Origin of the sequence: Butyrivibrio sp. TB (genome assembly GCF_900110805.1) — a bacterium.
GTDB lineage: Bacteria > Bacillota > Clostridia > Lachnospirales > Lachnospiraceae > Butyrivibrio > Butyrivibrio fibrisolvens_C.
The window spans coordinates 203,077-218,599 of record NZ_FOER01000003.1 but is presented as its reverse complement, the minus strand read 5'-3'; the positions used below and the strand labels follow the sequence as shown (position 1 = coordinate 218,599).

Here is a 15,523-nt window from a genome sequence, read left to right as displayed (position 1 = left end):
TTCTCTTTGATCATAATCCATGTATTTTTTAGCTATATCAGTCAGCATATCAGAAAATCAAATATTAGATAGCTATATCTATTGTATAGATAATTATTTGTTACTGTTTGGCAATAGCCAAGCCTTTTTGACATATTTTGATTTCTGGAGGTTTTTTATGAAAAAATATATATCTACTATCATTGCTACTGCTATGGCAGGTAGCCTTCTTTGCGCATGCGCTTCTGGCAACTCTTTGACTGAAAACTCCGCTAATAGTGCAGTTTCTGGGGACGCAACAGTATCTGATAATGGTGCTGACAATGCCAGCGGAGATACCATGAGTATCGTTACAACTATTTTCCCGGAATATGACTGGGTTATGAATGTACTTGGAGACAATGCGTCAAATGCAGAAGTTACAATGCTCCTTGATAACGGTGTGGATCTTCACAGCTATCAGCCTACAGCTGATGATATCCTTAAGATCTCAACTTGTGATCTCTTTATATACGTAGGAGGAGAGTCAGACGAATGGGTTGAGGATGCTCTTCTTGAAGCTACAAATAAGGATATGGTAGTGATCGATCTTCTGGATGTCTTGGGTGAATCTGTCAAGGAAGAGGAAGTAGTCGAGGGCATGCAGGAAGAAGACGAACACGACCATGATGAAGATTCAGATCATGACGAAGATGCAGAACACGATGAAGATGCAGAACATGACGAAGACGCAGAACACGATGAAGATGCAGACCATGACGAAGACGCAGATCATGACGAAGATTCAGATCATGACGAAGATACTGATCACGATGAGGGATCCGGTCATGAACACGAAGAGGGAGAAGTAGAATACGACGAGCATGTATGGCTCTCACTTAAGAATGCATCAGTACTGGTGCAGAGTATAGCAGATGCGCTTGAGACTATAGATCCTGACAATGCAGATACTTACAAAACCAATGCGTCAACATATATAGATAGCCTAAATGTCCTTGATGCTCGCTATGAAGAAGCTGTTAACAGCGCTACTTATAACACAGTTCTATTTGGTGACAGATTCCCCTTCAGATATCTTGTGGATGATTATGGTCTTGACTACTATGCAGCTTTCGTTGGTTGCTCTGCAGAGACAGAAGCAAGTTTTGAGACTATAACCTTCCTTTCACAGAAAGTCGATGAACTTGGACTTCCTGCAGTACTTACTATTGAAGGCAATGACCATCGTATAGCTGAGACTATAGTTGGTAATACATCGTCCGGCGATCAGCAGATCCTAACTATGGATTCCATGCAGTCCACAACATCCAAAGATGTAGAAAATGGTGCATCATATCTATCTATTATGGAAGACAATCTCGATGTACTGACCAAGGCTCTTAGCTGACGGATTATTTGAAATAAGGAGGAGTTAAATTAGAAATTAACTCCACAAATTGGTGTCGCGAGCTCCGCCGGTTTGAACCATTAGTCACTTTCTTTGCTCGCGACATGAGGTTAAATATGGCATTACTTAAAGTTCAGAATCTGTCCCTGGGATATGATTCGCATGCAATTGTAGAGAATCTAAACTTTACAGTAAATACAGGAGATTATCTGTGCATAGTTGGAGAGAACGGCTCAGGTAAATCAACTCTTATGAAGACACTGTTACATCTTCAGGAACCGATCAGTGGTCAGATTCTGACTGGTGATGGCCTTAAGAAAAATGAAATTGGATATCTGCCACAGCAGACCATAGTTCAAAAAGACTTCCCCGCATCCGTAAGAGAGATAGTTCTCTCCGGATGCCAGGGGCGAAGTCTATTAAGGCCTTTCTATAGTAAGGAAGACAAAAAGCTTGCAAAGATCAATATGGAGCGTATGGAGATACTTGACCTTGAAAAAAGATGCTACCGCGAGCTCTCAGGAGGCCAGCAGCAACGCGTCTTGCTTGCAAGAGCGCTGTGTGCCACAAGAAAAGTTCTTCTTCTGGATGAGCCTGTATCAGGTCTTGACCCCAAGGTTACGGCACAGATGTATGAACTTATACAAAAACTAAACAAAGATGGAATAACCATTATTATGATCTCGCATGATATTGCAGCTGCTGTTTTATATGCAAGCCATATACTTCACATAGGCGATGATATTTTCTTTGGAACAAGGGATGAATATAAGAAGAGTGAAGTTGGTAAGCTCTTCCTGATGCAGAACAAGATAGCTTTAAATACTACAAATACTATAAAAACTATAGAAGCGCCTGGCTCAAATACAGTATCAAGCCTCGGGCAGGGACAAGGAGGTCAGGCATGATATTCGATAAATTTATGATGTATCTTCAATATCCATTTGTGCGTTATGCACTTATAGTTGGTATACTTATTGCCCTTTGTTCATCACTTCTTGGGGTGACGCTGGTACTTAAGAGATTTTCATTTATCGGAGATGGATTATCTCATGTAGCCTTTGGTGCTATAGCCATAGCGTCAGTTTTTAATCTGACCAATAAGATGCTTCTGGTACTGCCTGTAACTATCATAAGCGCGGTTCTTTTGCTTCGTACAGGTCAGAACGCCAAGATAAAAGGCGACGCTGCGATAGCTATGATATCAGTTGGAGCTCTTGCATTTGGTTACCTTATCATGAACATATTTTCGACATCATCGAACTTATCCGGTGATGTATGCAGTACTTTGTTTGGATCAACTTCAATACTTACTCTTACGCAGAAAGAGGTATGGGTCTGCATAGTATTGTCGATTGCAGTTGTTATTATCTTTGTTCTTTTTTATAACAAGATATTTGCAGTGACTTTTGATGAAAATTTTGCAAAGGCAGCAGGCACCAGCGCTGATACCTATAACCTTCTTATAGCGATAGTCATAGCAGTTATCATAGTACTTGCAATGAACCTTGTGGGTTCACTTCTTATATCCGCACTTGTGATATTCCCTGCGCTGTCAGCCATGAGGATATTCAGAAGCTTTAAGAGCGTTACGATATTCTCTGCAATATTGTCGGTGGTATGTGCTTTTGGCGGTATGGTCATATCTATTCTTGCAGGTACACCAGTTGGATCAACGATAGTTGCAGTGGACGTAGCAGCTTTTGCCATATGCAGCATTATCGGATTTATATCAGGCAGAAGATAAAGAAGATAAGTAATATAAAGAAGAAAAGCAAGATAATGAAGCACCCGAAGGAGTAATAGATCATCATGAAAAAGAACATATGCTTATTGTATATTATATCGCTAATGTGTATAGTATCAGGCTGCGGAGATATTGCGCCGTCATCAAGAACTACAAGCTTGTCGCCAACTGTTGGAGACGTACTTGAAGCAGGAATAGAAGCAGAAGACAGTAAGAATACCACGTCAGAGCAAAACGATTACGAAAGTGAAAACAGTACCTCTTTTCAAGATGTTGCATCAGACAATGCCGCAAGCAATATGGACTCTCAGGATATAGCATCGTCTGATAATTCTGCAAGCGGCAGATCCAGCGGTGTGAATGAAAATGCTCCTTTACCTGAATCGGTGGATGATTCTGCAGTGCTTGGAAATAGCGAAGAAGGCATTGATATAGATCTGACAAATGCCTCAGCTACAGTAGTGTATTCTGAAGTATATGACATGATGTACTTCCCGGAGAACTATGTGGGCAAAACCATAAAGATGGACGGACTATTCACCTATTACTATGATGAAGCCATGGACAAGTACTACTTTGCCTGCATTATTATGGATGCCACAGCATGCTGCTCTCAGGGAATTGAATTCGAGCTTACTGATGATTATGTATATCCTGATGATTATCCTGAGGATGGCGGAGATATCTGCGTAGTAGGTACATTCGATACCTATGAAGAAGACGGATTTACTTACTGCGTGTTAAGGGATGCAAGGCTTTGCTAGTGTACTGACTCCTTCATATTTAATCAAATAAAAATATTTTTCTATATTCTGTAAAATTGATGTAAATTAATATTAATATTGATATATAATAGGTTGTTCGAATAATACATGGTATTGTGTTGAGTCAAGAATCAAACAGGAGAGATATAGTGAATCTTTTTGACATAATTGGTCCCATAATGGTAGGCCCCTCAAGCTCCCATACTGCAGGAGCTGTAAAAATCGGATACGTATCAAGAAAGCTGATCGGAGAGCCCATAGCAGAAGCAACTATCAATCTGTATGGCTCCTTCCTTGCTACAGGTAAGGGACATGGTACCAGATTTGCCATAGTGGCAGGACTACTTGGTATGAAGCCTGATGATAAGAGGATACCCGACAGCTATAAGTATGCCAAGGAGGCAGGCATGAAGCTTACATTTGGAGAAGCCGAGCTTCATGATGTACATCCTAACTCTGCGCAGCTTATATTAAAAGGAGTCTCTGGTAAAGAGCTCGAAGTAGTCGGAGAGTCTGTCGGAGGATCGCTGATCAATATAGCCCAGATAGACGGAATCGCTGCTAACTTCTCAGGAGATTATCCGACACTGATAGTTCATAACGTAGATCAGCCCGGACATGTTGCGGAAGTTACCAGCATGCTGGCACATAAATCTATTAATATAGCAACAATGCAGCTCTACAGATCCAGTAGAGGCGGCGAGGCTGCAATGGTAATAGAGTGTGACAAAGAAGTCCCTGCAGAGTCCATTAAGTGGCTTGCGCATCTTGAGGGAATTAATAAGGTTACGTATTACAGTCTTTTGAACTAAGAATATATATGAGGTTAAGTTTGAAAATGATTCATTTTCAAACCCAAATTGATGACGCGAGCTCCATCAATTTGAACCATTAGTCACTCGCGACATGAGGTTATAAATGAGTTTTTCTAAATTGACAGATATAATAAAGCAGGCAGATGAGCATAATATAGCTTTCTGGGAAGTGATAATGCATGATGACATGCAGGAGAGGAATGTCACTGATAAGGAAAGTTTTGATGAGATGCTGGTAATGCTACGTGCCATGAGAACAGCAGATGAAGAATATGATCCAAGCCTTATATCTGCAAGCGGACTTGCAGGGGGCGATGGCGAGAAACTTCATCAGTATAGACTTAAAGAAAATAAGCTTCTTGGCGATTATATATCTCAGGTTATGGAGAAAGCTATCAAGATGGGCGAATCCAATGCCTGTATGAAAAGAATCGTAGCAGCACCGACAGCCGGTTCCTGCGGAGTTATCCCTGCAGTCCTTCTGACTTATGAAGAGCAGAAGGGCGTATCTGAAGAAGAGATAGCTAAGGCACTGTTTGTGGCAGCAGGAATAGGAGAAGTTATAGCAGCAAGTGCCTGCATATCAGGGGCTGGTGGCGGATGCCAGGCTGAGATAGGCTCTGCAAGTGCGATGGCAGCAGGAGCTCTTACTTATCTTGAAGGCGGAACCAATGAACAGATAGTTCATGCAGTAGCTCTCTCTCTAAAGAATATGCTGGGACTTACCTGTGACCCAGTAGCGGGACTTGTTGAAGTTCCCTGCATTAAAAGAAACGTCTCCGGAGCAGTTAATGCTGTAGTATCATCTCAGATGGCTATGGCAGGCATCAAAAGTGCCATAGAACCTGATGAAGTCATAGATTCTATGAGAAGGATCGGCAAGCAGATACCGGAGTGCCTTAGAGAAACATCAAGAGAAGGTCTTGCAATCACACCTTCCGCAATTGCAGTAGCCAAAAGATTAAAATAAAGAACATAAACTTTTTTACAAACTGGAAATAACGATTATATATTCAAACTTCCCACCTTGGGTGCTACTGCACCGTCCAGGTGGGAAGTTTTGTTAAATATCTATAACACTATTTATCAGAATGTCATCGTGTATCCTTCTTCGAAGATCTCGCCTTTTCTTAATATATTTCCATATTTTCTGTTTTCGAGTTTTTTGTCAAAATCTTCGCCATCTGCTCTTCCGTACCAAGGCTCTATGCACATGAAGGGAGCATCCTTGCCGGCAGGAGACCATAGACCAAAGAGTGGTGCATCGAAGTCTACAGTTACAATCCTCTTATCTTTTTCATATAAGGATACGCTTGTTGCCTGCCTATCCTCTATTACCAGCGCATCGCCTGCAAACAGTTCATTTGAAAGGTGAAGCTTACCATTATCAAGATCATACTTTTGCGTACTATTAGTAATAAGCCCATCACTATTAAGAATATATGATGTGATGGAGTCATTCACAGGAGCCTTTGAAGATTCATCACTTATCTTAGCGAATGTAAGATAAGAATCTTTGAGGCAGCAGTTGAAGGCCGGGTGAGCTCCTATAGAGAAGTACATAACATCCTGATCCTTGCCGGATACACGCCAGCTCACAGATACGCTCTTACCTGTAAGAACGTATTCAACTTCAAGCATGAACTTGAAAGGATACTTGGCAAGTGTTTCTTCATTTTCTTCAAGGCGCATTACTATGCGGTTCTTGGAACTATCTACAAGATCAAATTCCATATCTCTGGCAAAACCGTGCTGTGACAGAGTATATGTCTTTCCATCATATACAGACTCTTTGTCCTTATAATTACCAACAAGTGGGAAAAGAATAGGAGAAGTACGCTTCCAGTACGTCGGATCAGCCTGCCACATATATTCGAGGCCATTCTGATCTTTTATAGAGCGGATTTCTGCTCCGAAACTTTCTACAGATACTGTCAGTTCTTCGTTTGCAATGTTATATAACATAATAAATCCTCCGATATATGAATTGGTGGTTTTTGTACATGTCTTTGTGTATGACTGTATAGATTGGATCATCGTCTTACAAAATCAAAAACTGTGCGGAACTTTGAGATACATTCAAGCCTACATGTGGTTTAATTATACCTCAAAAACCTTGGCCTAGGTGAAAAGACATAATAGATAGGTTAAGTTTAAAAATGCTATATTTTCAAAAACAATTTACAATTCTTTTGACACTCATATCAGCATCATGATATCAATCATATTTTGAAGAACTTTTGCAAAACAGTGGAAAATATAACGGTATTTTCATTTGAAACTTAAAAAGTCTACTGAAAAAAAGTTTCCTTAAAAGGTGCGCATTTATCTCTTGTATAGTTCTTGAAATTTATATTTAGTTTATAAAAGTTATGGAAACTGCACAAAAGCGTTTATAGAATGACGAGTTATGGATAGTAAAATACACAAAGAACCATTGATTTGAGTTTATATAATCTTTATAATTTAATTATAAATTCATAATAACAGGAGGGAATACAGTATGCTATTTCAACTTTATTCATCTAGTGCAGCTATGCAGCTCCTTGGATGGATCCTCGTATTTGCGGGACTTATCCTTTTCAATGAGATCGGACGCCGCACTAAGATCGGTGGAATGATCGTATTTGTTATCATTCCGGTGATACTCACTGTATACTTTATAGCTATTCAGGCAGGTGCATTTGGAGGTCTTTCCAATCCTACCAGAGCATATATGAATGGCTGGTTCCATTACTTCAAGCTTTATGCTGCAGACATAGGATGTGTCGGTTTCATGATGATCAAGTACAAATGGGGCCTTGGCAAAAAGGAATGGTTCAAATGGTGGCCTTGGTTCATCGTATCAGCTAACATCATGATCGCTAACGTATCTGACCTTGAGTCTGCATTTGCTGCAAGAGGAATCACAGGTGATTTCTCAGGCGCATGGTGGGCTTCCAACGAAGGTGTATTCATCTACGGTGGATGGTGGAATATCCTCAACTTCATCGCAGGTATGATCAACATCTTCTGTATGACAGGTTGTGTTAAGCTCCTTACTTCCAACGACAAGAACAAGAGCGATATGCTCTGGCCTGATATGACTATCTGGTTCATTCTTGCATATGATGTATGGAACTTCGAGTACACATATCTCAATCTTCCTACTCATTCATGGTACTGCGGTGTTGCACTCCTTCTTGCTCCTACTTTTGCAAACGCATTCTGGAACAAGGGTGCATGGATCCAGAACCGTGCCAACACACTGGCTATCTGGTGTATGTGGGCTCAGGTAGTACCGCTCTTCCAGCTCAAGGGCAGATTTGCTGCAGCACTTCCGAGAATATACGGCGGCGCTACAGAAGCCGGAATCACAACTATGGATCTGTACGAGAAGGCTATAGCAATCTTTAATGCAGGTGATGGTAAAACAGTTGCAGCTAATGAAGCTATGGCACAGATGGGCATAACAGCTGATCCTACAGCACAGGGCGTAGTAGCTATCGCAGCCGTAGTGATCAACGTTGTCTGCATCATGGTTATCATCAAACGCTCCATCAAGGCAGGACGCAATCCTTATTCCAACAATGTATTTGAAGGAACAAGAGATTTCGAAGAAGCAATGGCAAGAGCAGAGCGATAAGATGATTCGAGCATCATAATTCATTTTGATTTAAGATTGTATCATAAGGGTAAAATGTTATTTTTGATATATGGTAATTAACGGGTAACTAGACTCCTGATATGGCATTTCGCTGTATCAGGAGTCTTTTTATATCCAGTTATAGGAAAAAGCTATTATACAAATCTGAAATAGGGTGCTAGAATACAATCATTCAAATCCTATAGAAATAGTATGAAAACAGCAAACACGGTCAAAGGAGGAGACAATTATGGGAAAATTATTTACATCAGAATCAGTAACAGAGGGACATCCGGACAAGGTAGCAGATCAGATTTCAGATGCAATACTTGATGCACTCTTAGAGCAGGATCCCAAGTCAAGAGTTGCAGCAGAGACAACTGTAGCGACAGGACTTGCACTCATCGTAGGCGAGATCACAACCAAGGCTTATGTAGATATTTCCAAGGTTGTCAGAGATACGATCAGGGAGATTGGATATACCAAGAACTCAGATGGATTCAATGCTGACTCCATAGCAGTCCTTCAGTCAATCGATGAACAGTCTGCAGATATCGCACTTGGCGTAGACAAGGCATACGAGTCCAAACAAGAAGGCGCTTCCAAGGATTACGGAACAGGCGCAGGAGATCAGGGTATCATCTTTGGATATGCAACCAATGAGACACCTGAGTATCTGCCTCCGGCTATCTCTTTTGCCCACAGACTTACAAGACAGCTTGCCAAGGTCAGAAAAGATGGCACACTTGCTTACCTTGGACCTGATGGTAAGAGTCAGGTTACTGTCGAGTTTGATGACTCAGGCAAGAAAGTTAAGAGAATAGATACCATCGTCATTTCCACTCAGCATAGCGCTGATGTAACTCAGGAACAGATCCACAAGGATATCAAGGAATATGTCATCAAAGCAGTTATCCCTGCAGAGCTTTTAGATGAGGCTACCAAGTATTTCATCAATCCTACCGGAAGATTCGTAATAGGCGGACCTCAGGGAGATTCAGGACTTACAGGTCGTAAGATCATCGTAGACACATACGGTGGAGCCGGACACCACGGCGGCGGAGCTTTCTCAGGCAAGGACCCGACAAAGGTAGATAGAAGCGCAGCTTATGCAGCAAGATGGGTTGCCAAGAACCTCGTAGCAGCAGGCGCTGCAGATCAGCTTGAGATAGAGCTTGCTTATGCTATCGGCGTTGCCGAACCTGTATCTATAACCGTAGATACATTCGGAACAGGCAAGTACTCAGATGAAAAGCTCGTTGAGGTTGTTAAGAACGTATTCGACTTAAGACCTGAAGCTATCATTGATTCACTTGATCTTAGAAGACCTATTTATAAGAAAACTGCAGCATACGGACACTTTGGAAGAGACGATGCAGATTTTACCTGGGAGAAGCTTGATAAGGTTGAAGCTATCAAGGCTCAGCTTGGCTGATCTTATATAGAGATAATATCCTTGGCAGTCCTAAGATAAAAGGATTGCCAAAGAATATAATGGCAGATCATATTGGTATACATTTTTGAATCAAAGATTCAAAAATGCAGCAATAGAGCCAATTAAGTTCACCTTCGGTGAAGGCTCTATTGCCAACTGATTCATTGAATCACGAAACACGCAGTAAATGCGCGTTTCTGTAATTTATGTTCAAGAAGTCATACATTCTGTATTTAAGTTTAGTATACCTATGATGAATTGAAATGTGAGGAGAACGGAGTATGAAATATTATGAATCTTTAAAGGAAGCTATAGGTAATACGCCCATGCTCAAGCTCCAGAGGGCAGATGAAAGCATAACATCAGATATATATGCCAAGCTGGAGCTTTTCAATCCTTGTGGCAGCGTCAAGGACCGCGTTGGATACGCAATGGTCGAAGATGCTGAGAAAAGAGGAATATTAAAACCGGGAAGTGTGATCATAGAGGCCACAGCGGGGAATACCGGTATAGGAGTAGCTTTTGGTGCTTTGGGAAAAGGATATAAGGTTATCTTCGTAGTTCCTTTAAAGTTCTCTCCTGAGAAGCAGACTCTCATGAGGATGCTGGGAGCAGAGATTGTCAATACACCTACAGAAGGGGGCATGCAGGGAGCTATCAAAAAGGCTGATGAACTTGTAGCTTCTACGCCGGGAGCTGTCCAGCTGGGACAGTTTGTAAATCCTGAGAATCCCGCTGTCCACTACCGTACAACAGGACCTGAGATCTGGAGAGATATGTCAGGACATATCGATTATTTTGTAGCAGGCGCCGGAAGTGGCGGTACATTCTCCGGAATTGTCAAATATTTAAAAGAGAAAAATCCTAATATCATCGCAGTTCTTGCAGATCCTGTTGGCTCTACCATGGGCGGCGGCGAGCATGCTGACTATAAGATAGAAGGAATAGGCAACGACTTCATAGCAGACACAATGGATATGTCTCTTGTAGACAGAGTTGTGAAAGTTAATGACGATCAGGCATACGGTCAGGCAAGAGAACTTGCTCATACAGAAGGTGTATTTGCAGGAAGTTCATCAGGAGCAGCCCTTTATGTTGCCAAGCAGATAGCAAGAGAAGAAAAGGGCAAGAATATAGTGACAGTCTTCCCTGACAGAGGCGACAGATACTTTAGTGAACATCTGTATGAATAATATTAACATCATCTTAATTAAAACAATATAAAAAATATAATAAGTATATTTGAATACAAAATCAGTGTATTTCTAAAATCGATAAGTATATTTATAGAATCGATAAGTATATTTATAGAAATATTTATTGTTTATAAGTATAGTACGAGAGGTAACGGTCATGGCAATCAGCAGATTCAGTAATCATAAAATAGAAACAAAACTTATACATGGAGGAATATACGGCGACGAGCTGACAGGAGCTGTTAATGTCCCGATATATCAGACATCTACTTACGAGCAGGAGATCCCCGGAGTTCATAAGGGCTTTGAATATTCAAGAACAGGCAACCCTACAAGGAAGGCTCTGGAAGCCCTTATTGCAGATCTTGAGAACGGGACACAGGGCTTTGCTTTTGCATCAGGTCTTGCAGCTATCACAACAGTTCTTAGCCTTTTCAAACAGGGTGATAAGCTCATCATATCTGACAATGTATATGGCGGAACATATAGACTTCTTAGCAAGGTATTCGATAACTTTGGCATCAGCTTTGTATCAGTAGATACAACAGATCCAGCCAAGGTTGAGGCAGCTATAACAAGTGATGTCAAGGCCATCTATATAGAGACTCCAACCAATCCCCTTCTTGGTATCACAGACCTTCAGGCTATCTCCGATATAGCTCACAAGCACGGCCTTCTTCATATAGTAGATAACACTTTCTATACACCATATATCCAGAGACCAATAGAGCATGGTGCGGATATAGTGATCCACAGCGCTACTAAGTACCTTGGCGGTCACAGCGACCTTGTTGCAGGACTTGTAGTAGTCAATGATGCAGTACTCGGCGAAAAAATTGCATTTATCCAGAACGCGGCAGGAGGTGTTCTTGGACCTTTCGATTCATTCCTTCTTATTAGAGGTATCAAGACTCTTGGTGTTCGTCTTGACAGGCATGTTGATAATGCAGTAAAGATAGCAGATGCCCTTAAGAACAATGCTGATGTCAAGAACGTGTACTATCCTGGATTTGAGGATCATCCGGGACATGATATTAACCTTAAACAGGCCAAGAACGGCGGAGCTATGATCTCTTTTGAGCTTACAGAAGGTCATGACATTAATAAGTTCTTCAGAGCTCTTTCTATTTTTGCTCTTGCAGAGAGTCTTGGCGGCGTTGAGTCACTTGTATGCCATCCTGCAACTATGACGCACGCTGCTATTCCGAAAGAAGTCAGAGACAGTGTTGGCATCACTGACGGTCTTATCAGAGTATCTGTAGGTATCGAAGACGGGGATGAACTTACAAGAGATCTGCTTCAGGCAATAGAAGCTTCCCGCGTCTGATGACACGAGCTTACTTTGCTCGTGACATAAGATAATATTTATGCAAAAAAGCTGTGTTTTTTACAAGCACGATTATCTACGGACTATGTGCAACAAGTAATAATTATATGATTTTTGCCATCAATAATATGATTATGCAGTATACATTAATAAATGTGTATACTGCATTTTTATAAAAAATGTATAGTTTTTGAATTAAAAATCTTCTTTTTTTGAAAAATACGTCAGTTATATTTTAAAACTATAGCCGGAAATATCTTACAAGTATTATTCAAAAAAATTTACAAATGCTATAGTGCTTAAAACAACAAATCAAAGTTTAGTTTTCAGGCAGGAGGAAAGAAATGGGCAAGTTGGACATAAGCATACCCGAGGTTTCCATAAGAGAGATAAGACTTGGATCCATCACAGGATATCAGGGGTCAGCCAAAGGACTTGTGGATGGATATGGATGCGGCGGACTTAAGAACAGAGATCGTAAATTCCAGCAATGTGCAGGATGTTCGATCAGTAAAGCTGCATGTATGGTAACTCTTATTCAGGATGCGGCGGTTATAATACATGGTCCTGTAGGATGTGCATCATGTCTTCATGAATTCAACTTTACATACTATGTAAATGCAAAATCAAGAAGAGGCATCGACAATCCTACTCAGAGAAAGATCTTCTCAACCAATCTCAAAGAAACAGACACAGTATACGGCGGAGCAAGAAAACTTGCAAAAGCTATACGTGAAGTAAATGAAAGAACAAATGCATCAGCTATATTCGTACTAAGCTCCTGTGCATCAGCAATAATCGGTGATGACATCGAGAGCGTAGCAAATGAAGCTGAAGAAGAGATCGGAAAGCCGGTAGTTGCTATCTACTGTGAAGGCTTCAGATCCACAGTATGGACAACCGGTTTTGATGCAGGCTATCACGGAATCGTAAGGAAACTGGTAAAGCCTCCGGTCAAAAAAGACAACGGACTTATAAATGTAATAAACTTCTGGGGATCAGATGTATTCACTAAGTGGTTTGAGCCTTTTGGAGTAAAACCCAATCTGATCACACCATATTCTACTGTAGAGGGCCTGTCACATGCATCAGAAGCATCTGCTACAGTTCAGATATGTCCTACGCTTGGTTCATATCTTGGAGCAGCCCTTGAGCAGGAGTATGGAGTCCCTGAGATCAGAACAGCAGCACCATACGGAATCATCCAGACTGACAGATGGTTCAGAGAACTTGGTAAGCTCCTTCACAAAGAAGATGTAGCAGAACAGGTTATTAAAGAAAAGAAAGAACAATATCTCCCTAAGATAGAAGAACTTCGTAAGAGACTTAAAGGCGTAAGAGCATATGTTACAGCGGGATCTGCTCATGGACATGCACTTCTTAACATCGTAGGAGACCTTGGAATGGAAGCAGTAGGAGCCAGCGTATTCCACCATGACCCGACTTATGATGGAGGCGACGGAGCCGCAGATCTTCTTGCAAGAAGAGTAAGAGACTATGGCGATGTACCTAACTATAACGTATGCGCTAAGCAGGAATTTGAATTTGTCAATGTTCTTAACAGGATCCGTCCTGATATCCTCCTTGCAAGACACGGCGGAATCACACTTTGGGCAGCTAAGCTTGGAATCCCGTCACTTCTTGTCGAAGACGAGCAGGCCAACATGGGATATGAAGGACTCATAAGCTACGGTGAGAAGATCGTAGAGACTCTTGAAAACACAGAGTTTATTGAGAATCTTTCCAAGCATGCAACTAATCCATACACAGACTGGTGGATGAATGAGCAGCCTGACACATTCCTAAAAGAAGCTAAGACGGAGGTTATATAAATGGGAGCAGAAATAATAGAACAGGAAAGATTTACATGTGCTCTTGGCGCGATGCAGACAGTAGTTGCTATCCCAAAGGCGCTTCCCATCCTTCACTCAGGACCTGGATGCGGAGATATGGTATCAGGCTTTTTCCAAAGGTCTAAGGGATATGCAGGCGGAAGTACAACACCTTGTTCCAACTTCTCGGAAAAAGAGGTTGTATTCGGTGGTGTCAACAGATTAAGAGAACTTGTAGATAACTCATACAAAATCTTAAATTCAGATCTTCAGGTTATTTTCACAGGATGTACTGCAGGAATAGTAGGCGATGATGTGCAGTCTGTAGCTGAAGAGTTCAGGGATCAGGGTAAACCAATTGTATATGTTGAAAGTCCCGGATTTAAGAGTAACAACTATGTATCACACTCAGTAGTAGTCAATGCCATCATCGATCAGTATGTAAGCCAGTACGAGGATGAGAGCACATTCAGAAGCCAGAAGAATACAGTCAATGTATTTGCTTCAATCCCTTATCAGGATATGTTCTGGAGAGGCAACCTTGATGAATATAAAAGGCTCCTTGAGGCTATAGGACTTAAGGTCAATATCCTCTTTGGTGACAGATCAAGAGGCGTCAAGGAATGGCAGAGTATACCAAAAGCAAACTTCAATATTCTGGTATCACCCTGGTATGGCAAAGATATAGTTGATCACCTTAAGGATATATACGGACAGCCTTATGTTCAGTATCCTAACATTCCGATAGGCGCCGGTGAGACAGAGAAGTTCCTTAATAAGGTAGTATCTTTTGCCATAGAGCAGGGCGCAGACATCAACGAGGTCGAAGCCAGAAAGTTCATCAAGAAAGAGTCGGATGCTTACTATGCACAGCTTGAAGATCTTGCGACATTCCTTCTTGAGTTCAGATACGGACTTCCAAATCATGCACATATAATCCATGATGCAGGCTATGTTCTGGGACTGTCCAAGTTCCTTATAAACGAGACAGGGGTTATTCCTAAGGAGCAGTTCATAGTAGATGATACACCTGAGAAATATCAGGAAGAGATCGCCAAAGAGCTTCAGAGTATATCTACCAAAAGGCAGATCCCGGTATTCTTCTCACCTGATGCCGGCAAGGCTCAGAACAAAATAAGAGAGCTAAACCATAAGGGCAAGGGCGTCATCATAGGCGCAGGCTGGGACAAGCAGATAGCAAGAGAGAAGAACTACGACTTCATATCAGCAGCGATCCCTACTGATTACAGACTTGTCATGAGAACAGGTTATGTGGGATTTGCTGGAGGGCTAAGGCTTATAGAGGATATCTACAGTAATACACTTTCTAAATTTGCTTGAATTCTGGCCGGCATTATCGTTTTGGCTCACAAGAAGCTGCAATATAACACATGGTTTTCTGAGGAGTTTTAAGCT

General features: G+C 41.4%; 13 protein-coding genes. 12 read left to right on the top strand and 1 reads right to left on the bottom strand.

The annotated features are described in order from the left end of the window. Nucleotides 1-157 precede the first annotated feature (157 nt). From BMX21_RS03355 to sdaAA, 6 genes are all read left to right on the top strand, one after another. Entirely contained in the window at nucleotides 158-1,366 is a 1,209-nt protein-coding gene (locus BMX21_RS03355) for a metal ABC transporter substrate-binding protein (RefSeq protein WP_092041322.1), read from the top strand. Between the two features lie 116 nt (nucleotides 1,367-1,482). Continuing rightward, nucleotides 1,483-2,274 carry a metal ABC transporter ATP-binding protein gene (locus BMX21_RS03350; protein WP_092041318.1) on the top strand — a complete coding sequence of 264 codons (792 nt, stop codon included), beginning with the start codon at nucleotides 1,483-1,485 and terminating at the stop codon, nucleotides 2,272-2,274. After that, nucleotides 2,271-3,113 carry a metal ABC transporter permease gene (locus BMX21_RS03345; protein WP_177173901.1) on the top strand — a complete coding sequence of 281 codons (843 nt, stop codon included), beginning with the start codon at nucleotides 2,271-2,273 and terminating at the stop codon, nucleotides 3,111-3,113. The genes BMX21_RS03350 and BMX21_RS03345 overlap by 4 nt, the downstream gene beginning before the upstream one ends. A gap of 65 nt (nucleotides 3,114-3,178) precedes the next feature. After that, entirely contained in the window at nucleotides 3,179-3,877 is a 699-nt protein-coding gene (locus tag BMX21_RS03340; protein WP_092041315.1) for a hypothetical protein, read from the top strand. Nucleotides 3,878-4,026: 149 nt separating this feature from the next. Beyond that, nucleotides 4,027-4,689 carry an L-serine ammonia-lyase, iron-sulfur-dependent subunit beta gene (sdaAB, locus tag BMX21_RS03335; protein WP_027203942.1) on the top strand — a complete coding sequence of 221 codons (663 nt, stop codon included), beginning with the start codon at nucleotides 4,027-4,029 and terminating at the stop codon, nucleotides 4,687-4,689. A 106-nt stretch (nucleotides 4,690-4,795) separates the two neighbouring features. Continuing rightward, a complete protein-coding gene (gene sdaAA / locus BMX21_RS03330; RefSeq protein WP_022753066.1) occupies nucleotides 4,796-5,662 on the top strand; it encodes an L-serine ammonia-lyase, iron-sulfur-dependent, subunit alpha in 867 nt (288 codons plus the stop codon). A 116-nt stretch (nucleotides 5,663-5,778) separates the two neighbouring features. Here the strand turns inward: sdaAA and BMX21_RS03325 are convergent, their stop codons facing one another. Then, nucleotides 5,779-6,657 carry an aldose 1-epimerase family protein gene (locus tag BMX21_RS03325; protein ID WP_177173900.1) on the bottom strand — a complete coding sequence of 293 codons (879 nt, stop codon included), beginning with the start codon at nucleotides 6,655-6,657 and terminating at the stop codon, nucleotides 5,779-5,781. A gap of 538 nt (nucleotides 6,658-7,195) precedes the next feature. Here BMX21_RS03325 and BMX21_RS03320 point away from each other — a divergent pair. The 6 genes from BMX21_RS03320 to BMX21_RS03295 all read left to right on the top strand — a co-directional run bounded on the left by BMX21_RS03320 (nucleotide 7,196) and on the right by BMX21_RS03295 (nucleotide 15,448). Then, nucleotides 7,196-8,317 carry a DUF5692 family protein gene (locus BMX21_RS03320; protein WP_022753064.1) on the top strand — a complete coding sequence of 374 codons (1,122 nt, stop codon included), beginning with the start codon at nucleotides 7,196-7,198 and terminating at the stop codon, nucleotides 8,315-8,317. Nucleotides 8,318-8,567: 250 nt separating this feature from the next. Then, the gene (metK, locus tag BMX21_RS03315; RefSeq protein ID WP_022753063.1) at nucleotides 8,568-9,752 is read left to right on the top strand and encodes a methionine adenosyltransferase; all 1,185 of its coding nucleotides are present in this window, start codon (nucleotides 8,568-8,570) and stop codon (nucleotides 9,750-9,752) included. 281 nt (nucleotides 9,753-10,033) lie between these two features. Further along, complete coding sequence (locus BMX21_RS03310; RefSeq protein WP_092041309.1) at nucleotides 10,034-10,945, top strand: PLP-dependent cysteine synthase family protein; 912 nt, start codon at nucleotides 10,034-10,036, stop codon at nucleotides 10,943-10,945. 160 nt (nucleotides 10,946-11,105) lie between these two features. Beyond that, nucleotides 11,106-12,275 carry a trans-sulfuration enzyme family protein gene (locus BMX21_RS03305; protein WP_034485924.1) on the top strand — a complete coding sequence of 390 codons (1,170 nt, stop codon included), beginning with the start codon at nucleotides 11,106-11,108 and terminating at the stop codon, nucleotides 12,273-12,275. A gap of 344 nt (nucleotides 12,276-12,619) precedes the next feature. Next, a complete protein-coding gene (locus BMX21_RS03300) occupies nucleotides 12,620-14,107 on the top strand; it encodes a nitrogenase component 1 (RefSeq protein WP_092041306.1) in 1,488 nt (495 codons plus the stop codon). After that, nucleotides 14,108-15,448 (top strand): nitrogenase component 1, encoded by a 1,341-nt coding sequence (locus tag BMX21_RS03295; RefSeq protein WP_092041303.1) that lies wholly within the window; start codon nucleotides 14,108-14,110, stop codon nucleotides 15,446-15,448. The last annotated feature ends 75 nt before the right edge of the window (nucleotides 15,449-15,523 follow it).

Excerpts from the sequence above, each read along its gene's own strand:
- BMX21_RS03355 (WP_092041322.1), top strand. The coding sequence starts at position 158 with ATGAAAAAATATATATCTACTATCATTGCTACTGCTATGGCAGGTAGC.
- BMX21_RS03350 (WP_092041318.1), top strand. The coding sequence starts at position 1,483 with ATGGCATTACTTAAAGTTCAGAATCTGTCCCTGGGATATGATTCGCAT.
- BMX21_RS03345 (WP_177173901.1), top strand. The coding sequence starts at position 2,271 with ATGATATTCGATAAATTTATGATGTATCTTCAATATCCATTTGTGCGT.
- BMX21_RS03340 (WP_092041315.1), top strand. The coding sequence starts at position 3,179 with ATGAAAAAGAACATATGCTTATTGTATATTATATCGCTAATGTGTATA.
- sdaAA (WP_022753066.1), top strand. The coding sequence starts at position 4,796 with ATGAGTTTTTCTAAATTGACAGATATAATAAAGCAGGCAGATGAGCAT.
- BMX21_RS03325 (WP_177173900.1), bottom strand. The coding sequence starts at position 6,657 with ATGTTATATAACATTGCAAACGAAGAACTGACAGTATCTGTAGAAAGT.
- BMX21_RS03320 (WP_022753064.1), top strand. The coding sequence starts at position 7,196 with ATGCTATTTCAACTTTATTCATCTAGTGCAGCTATGCAGCTCCTTGGA.
- metK (WP_022753063.1), top strand. The coding sequence starts at position 8,568 with ATGGGAAAATTATTTACATCAGAATCAGTAACAGAGGGACATCCGGAC.
- BMX21_RS03310 (WP_092041309.1), top strand. The coding sequence starts at position 10,034 with ATGAAATATTATGAATCTTTAAAGGAAGCTATAGGTAATACGCCCATG.
- BMX21_RS03305 (WP_034485924.1), top strand. The coding sequence starts at position 11,106 with ATGGCAATCAGCAGATTCAGTAATCATAAAATAGAAACAAAACTTATA.
- BMX21_RS03300 (WP_092041306.1), top strand. The coding sequence starts at position 12,620 with ATGGGCAAGTTGGACATAAGCATACCCGAGGTTTCCATAAGAGAGATA.
- BMX21_RS03295 (WP_092041303.1), top strand. The coding sequence starts at position 14,108 with ATGGGAGCAGAAATAATAGAACAGGAAAGATTTACATGTGCTCTTGGC.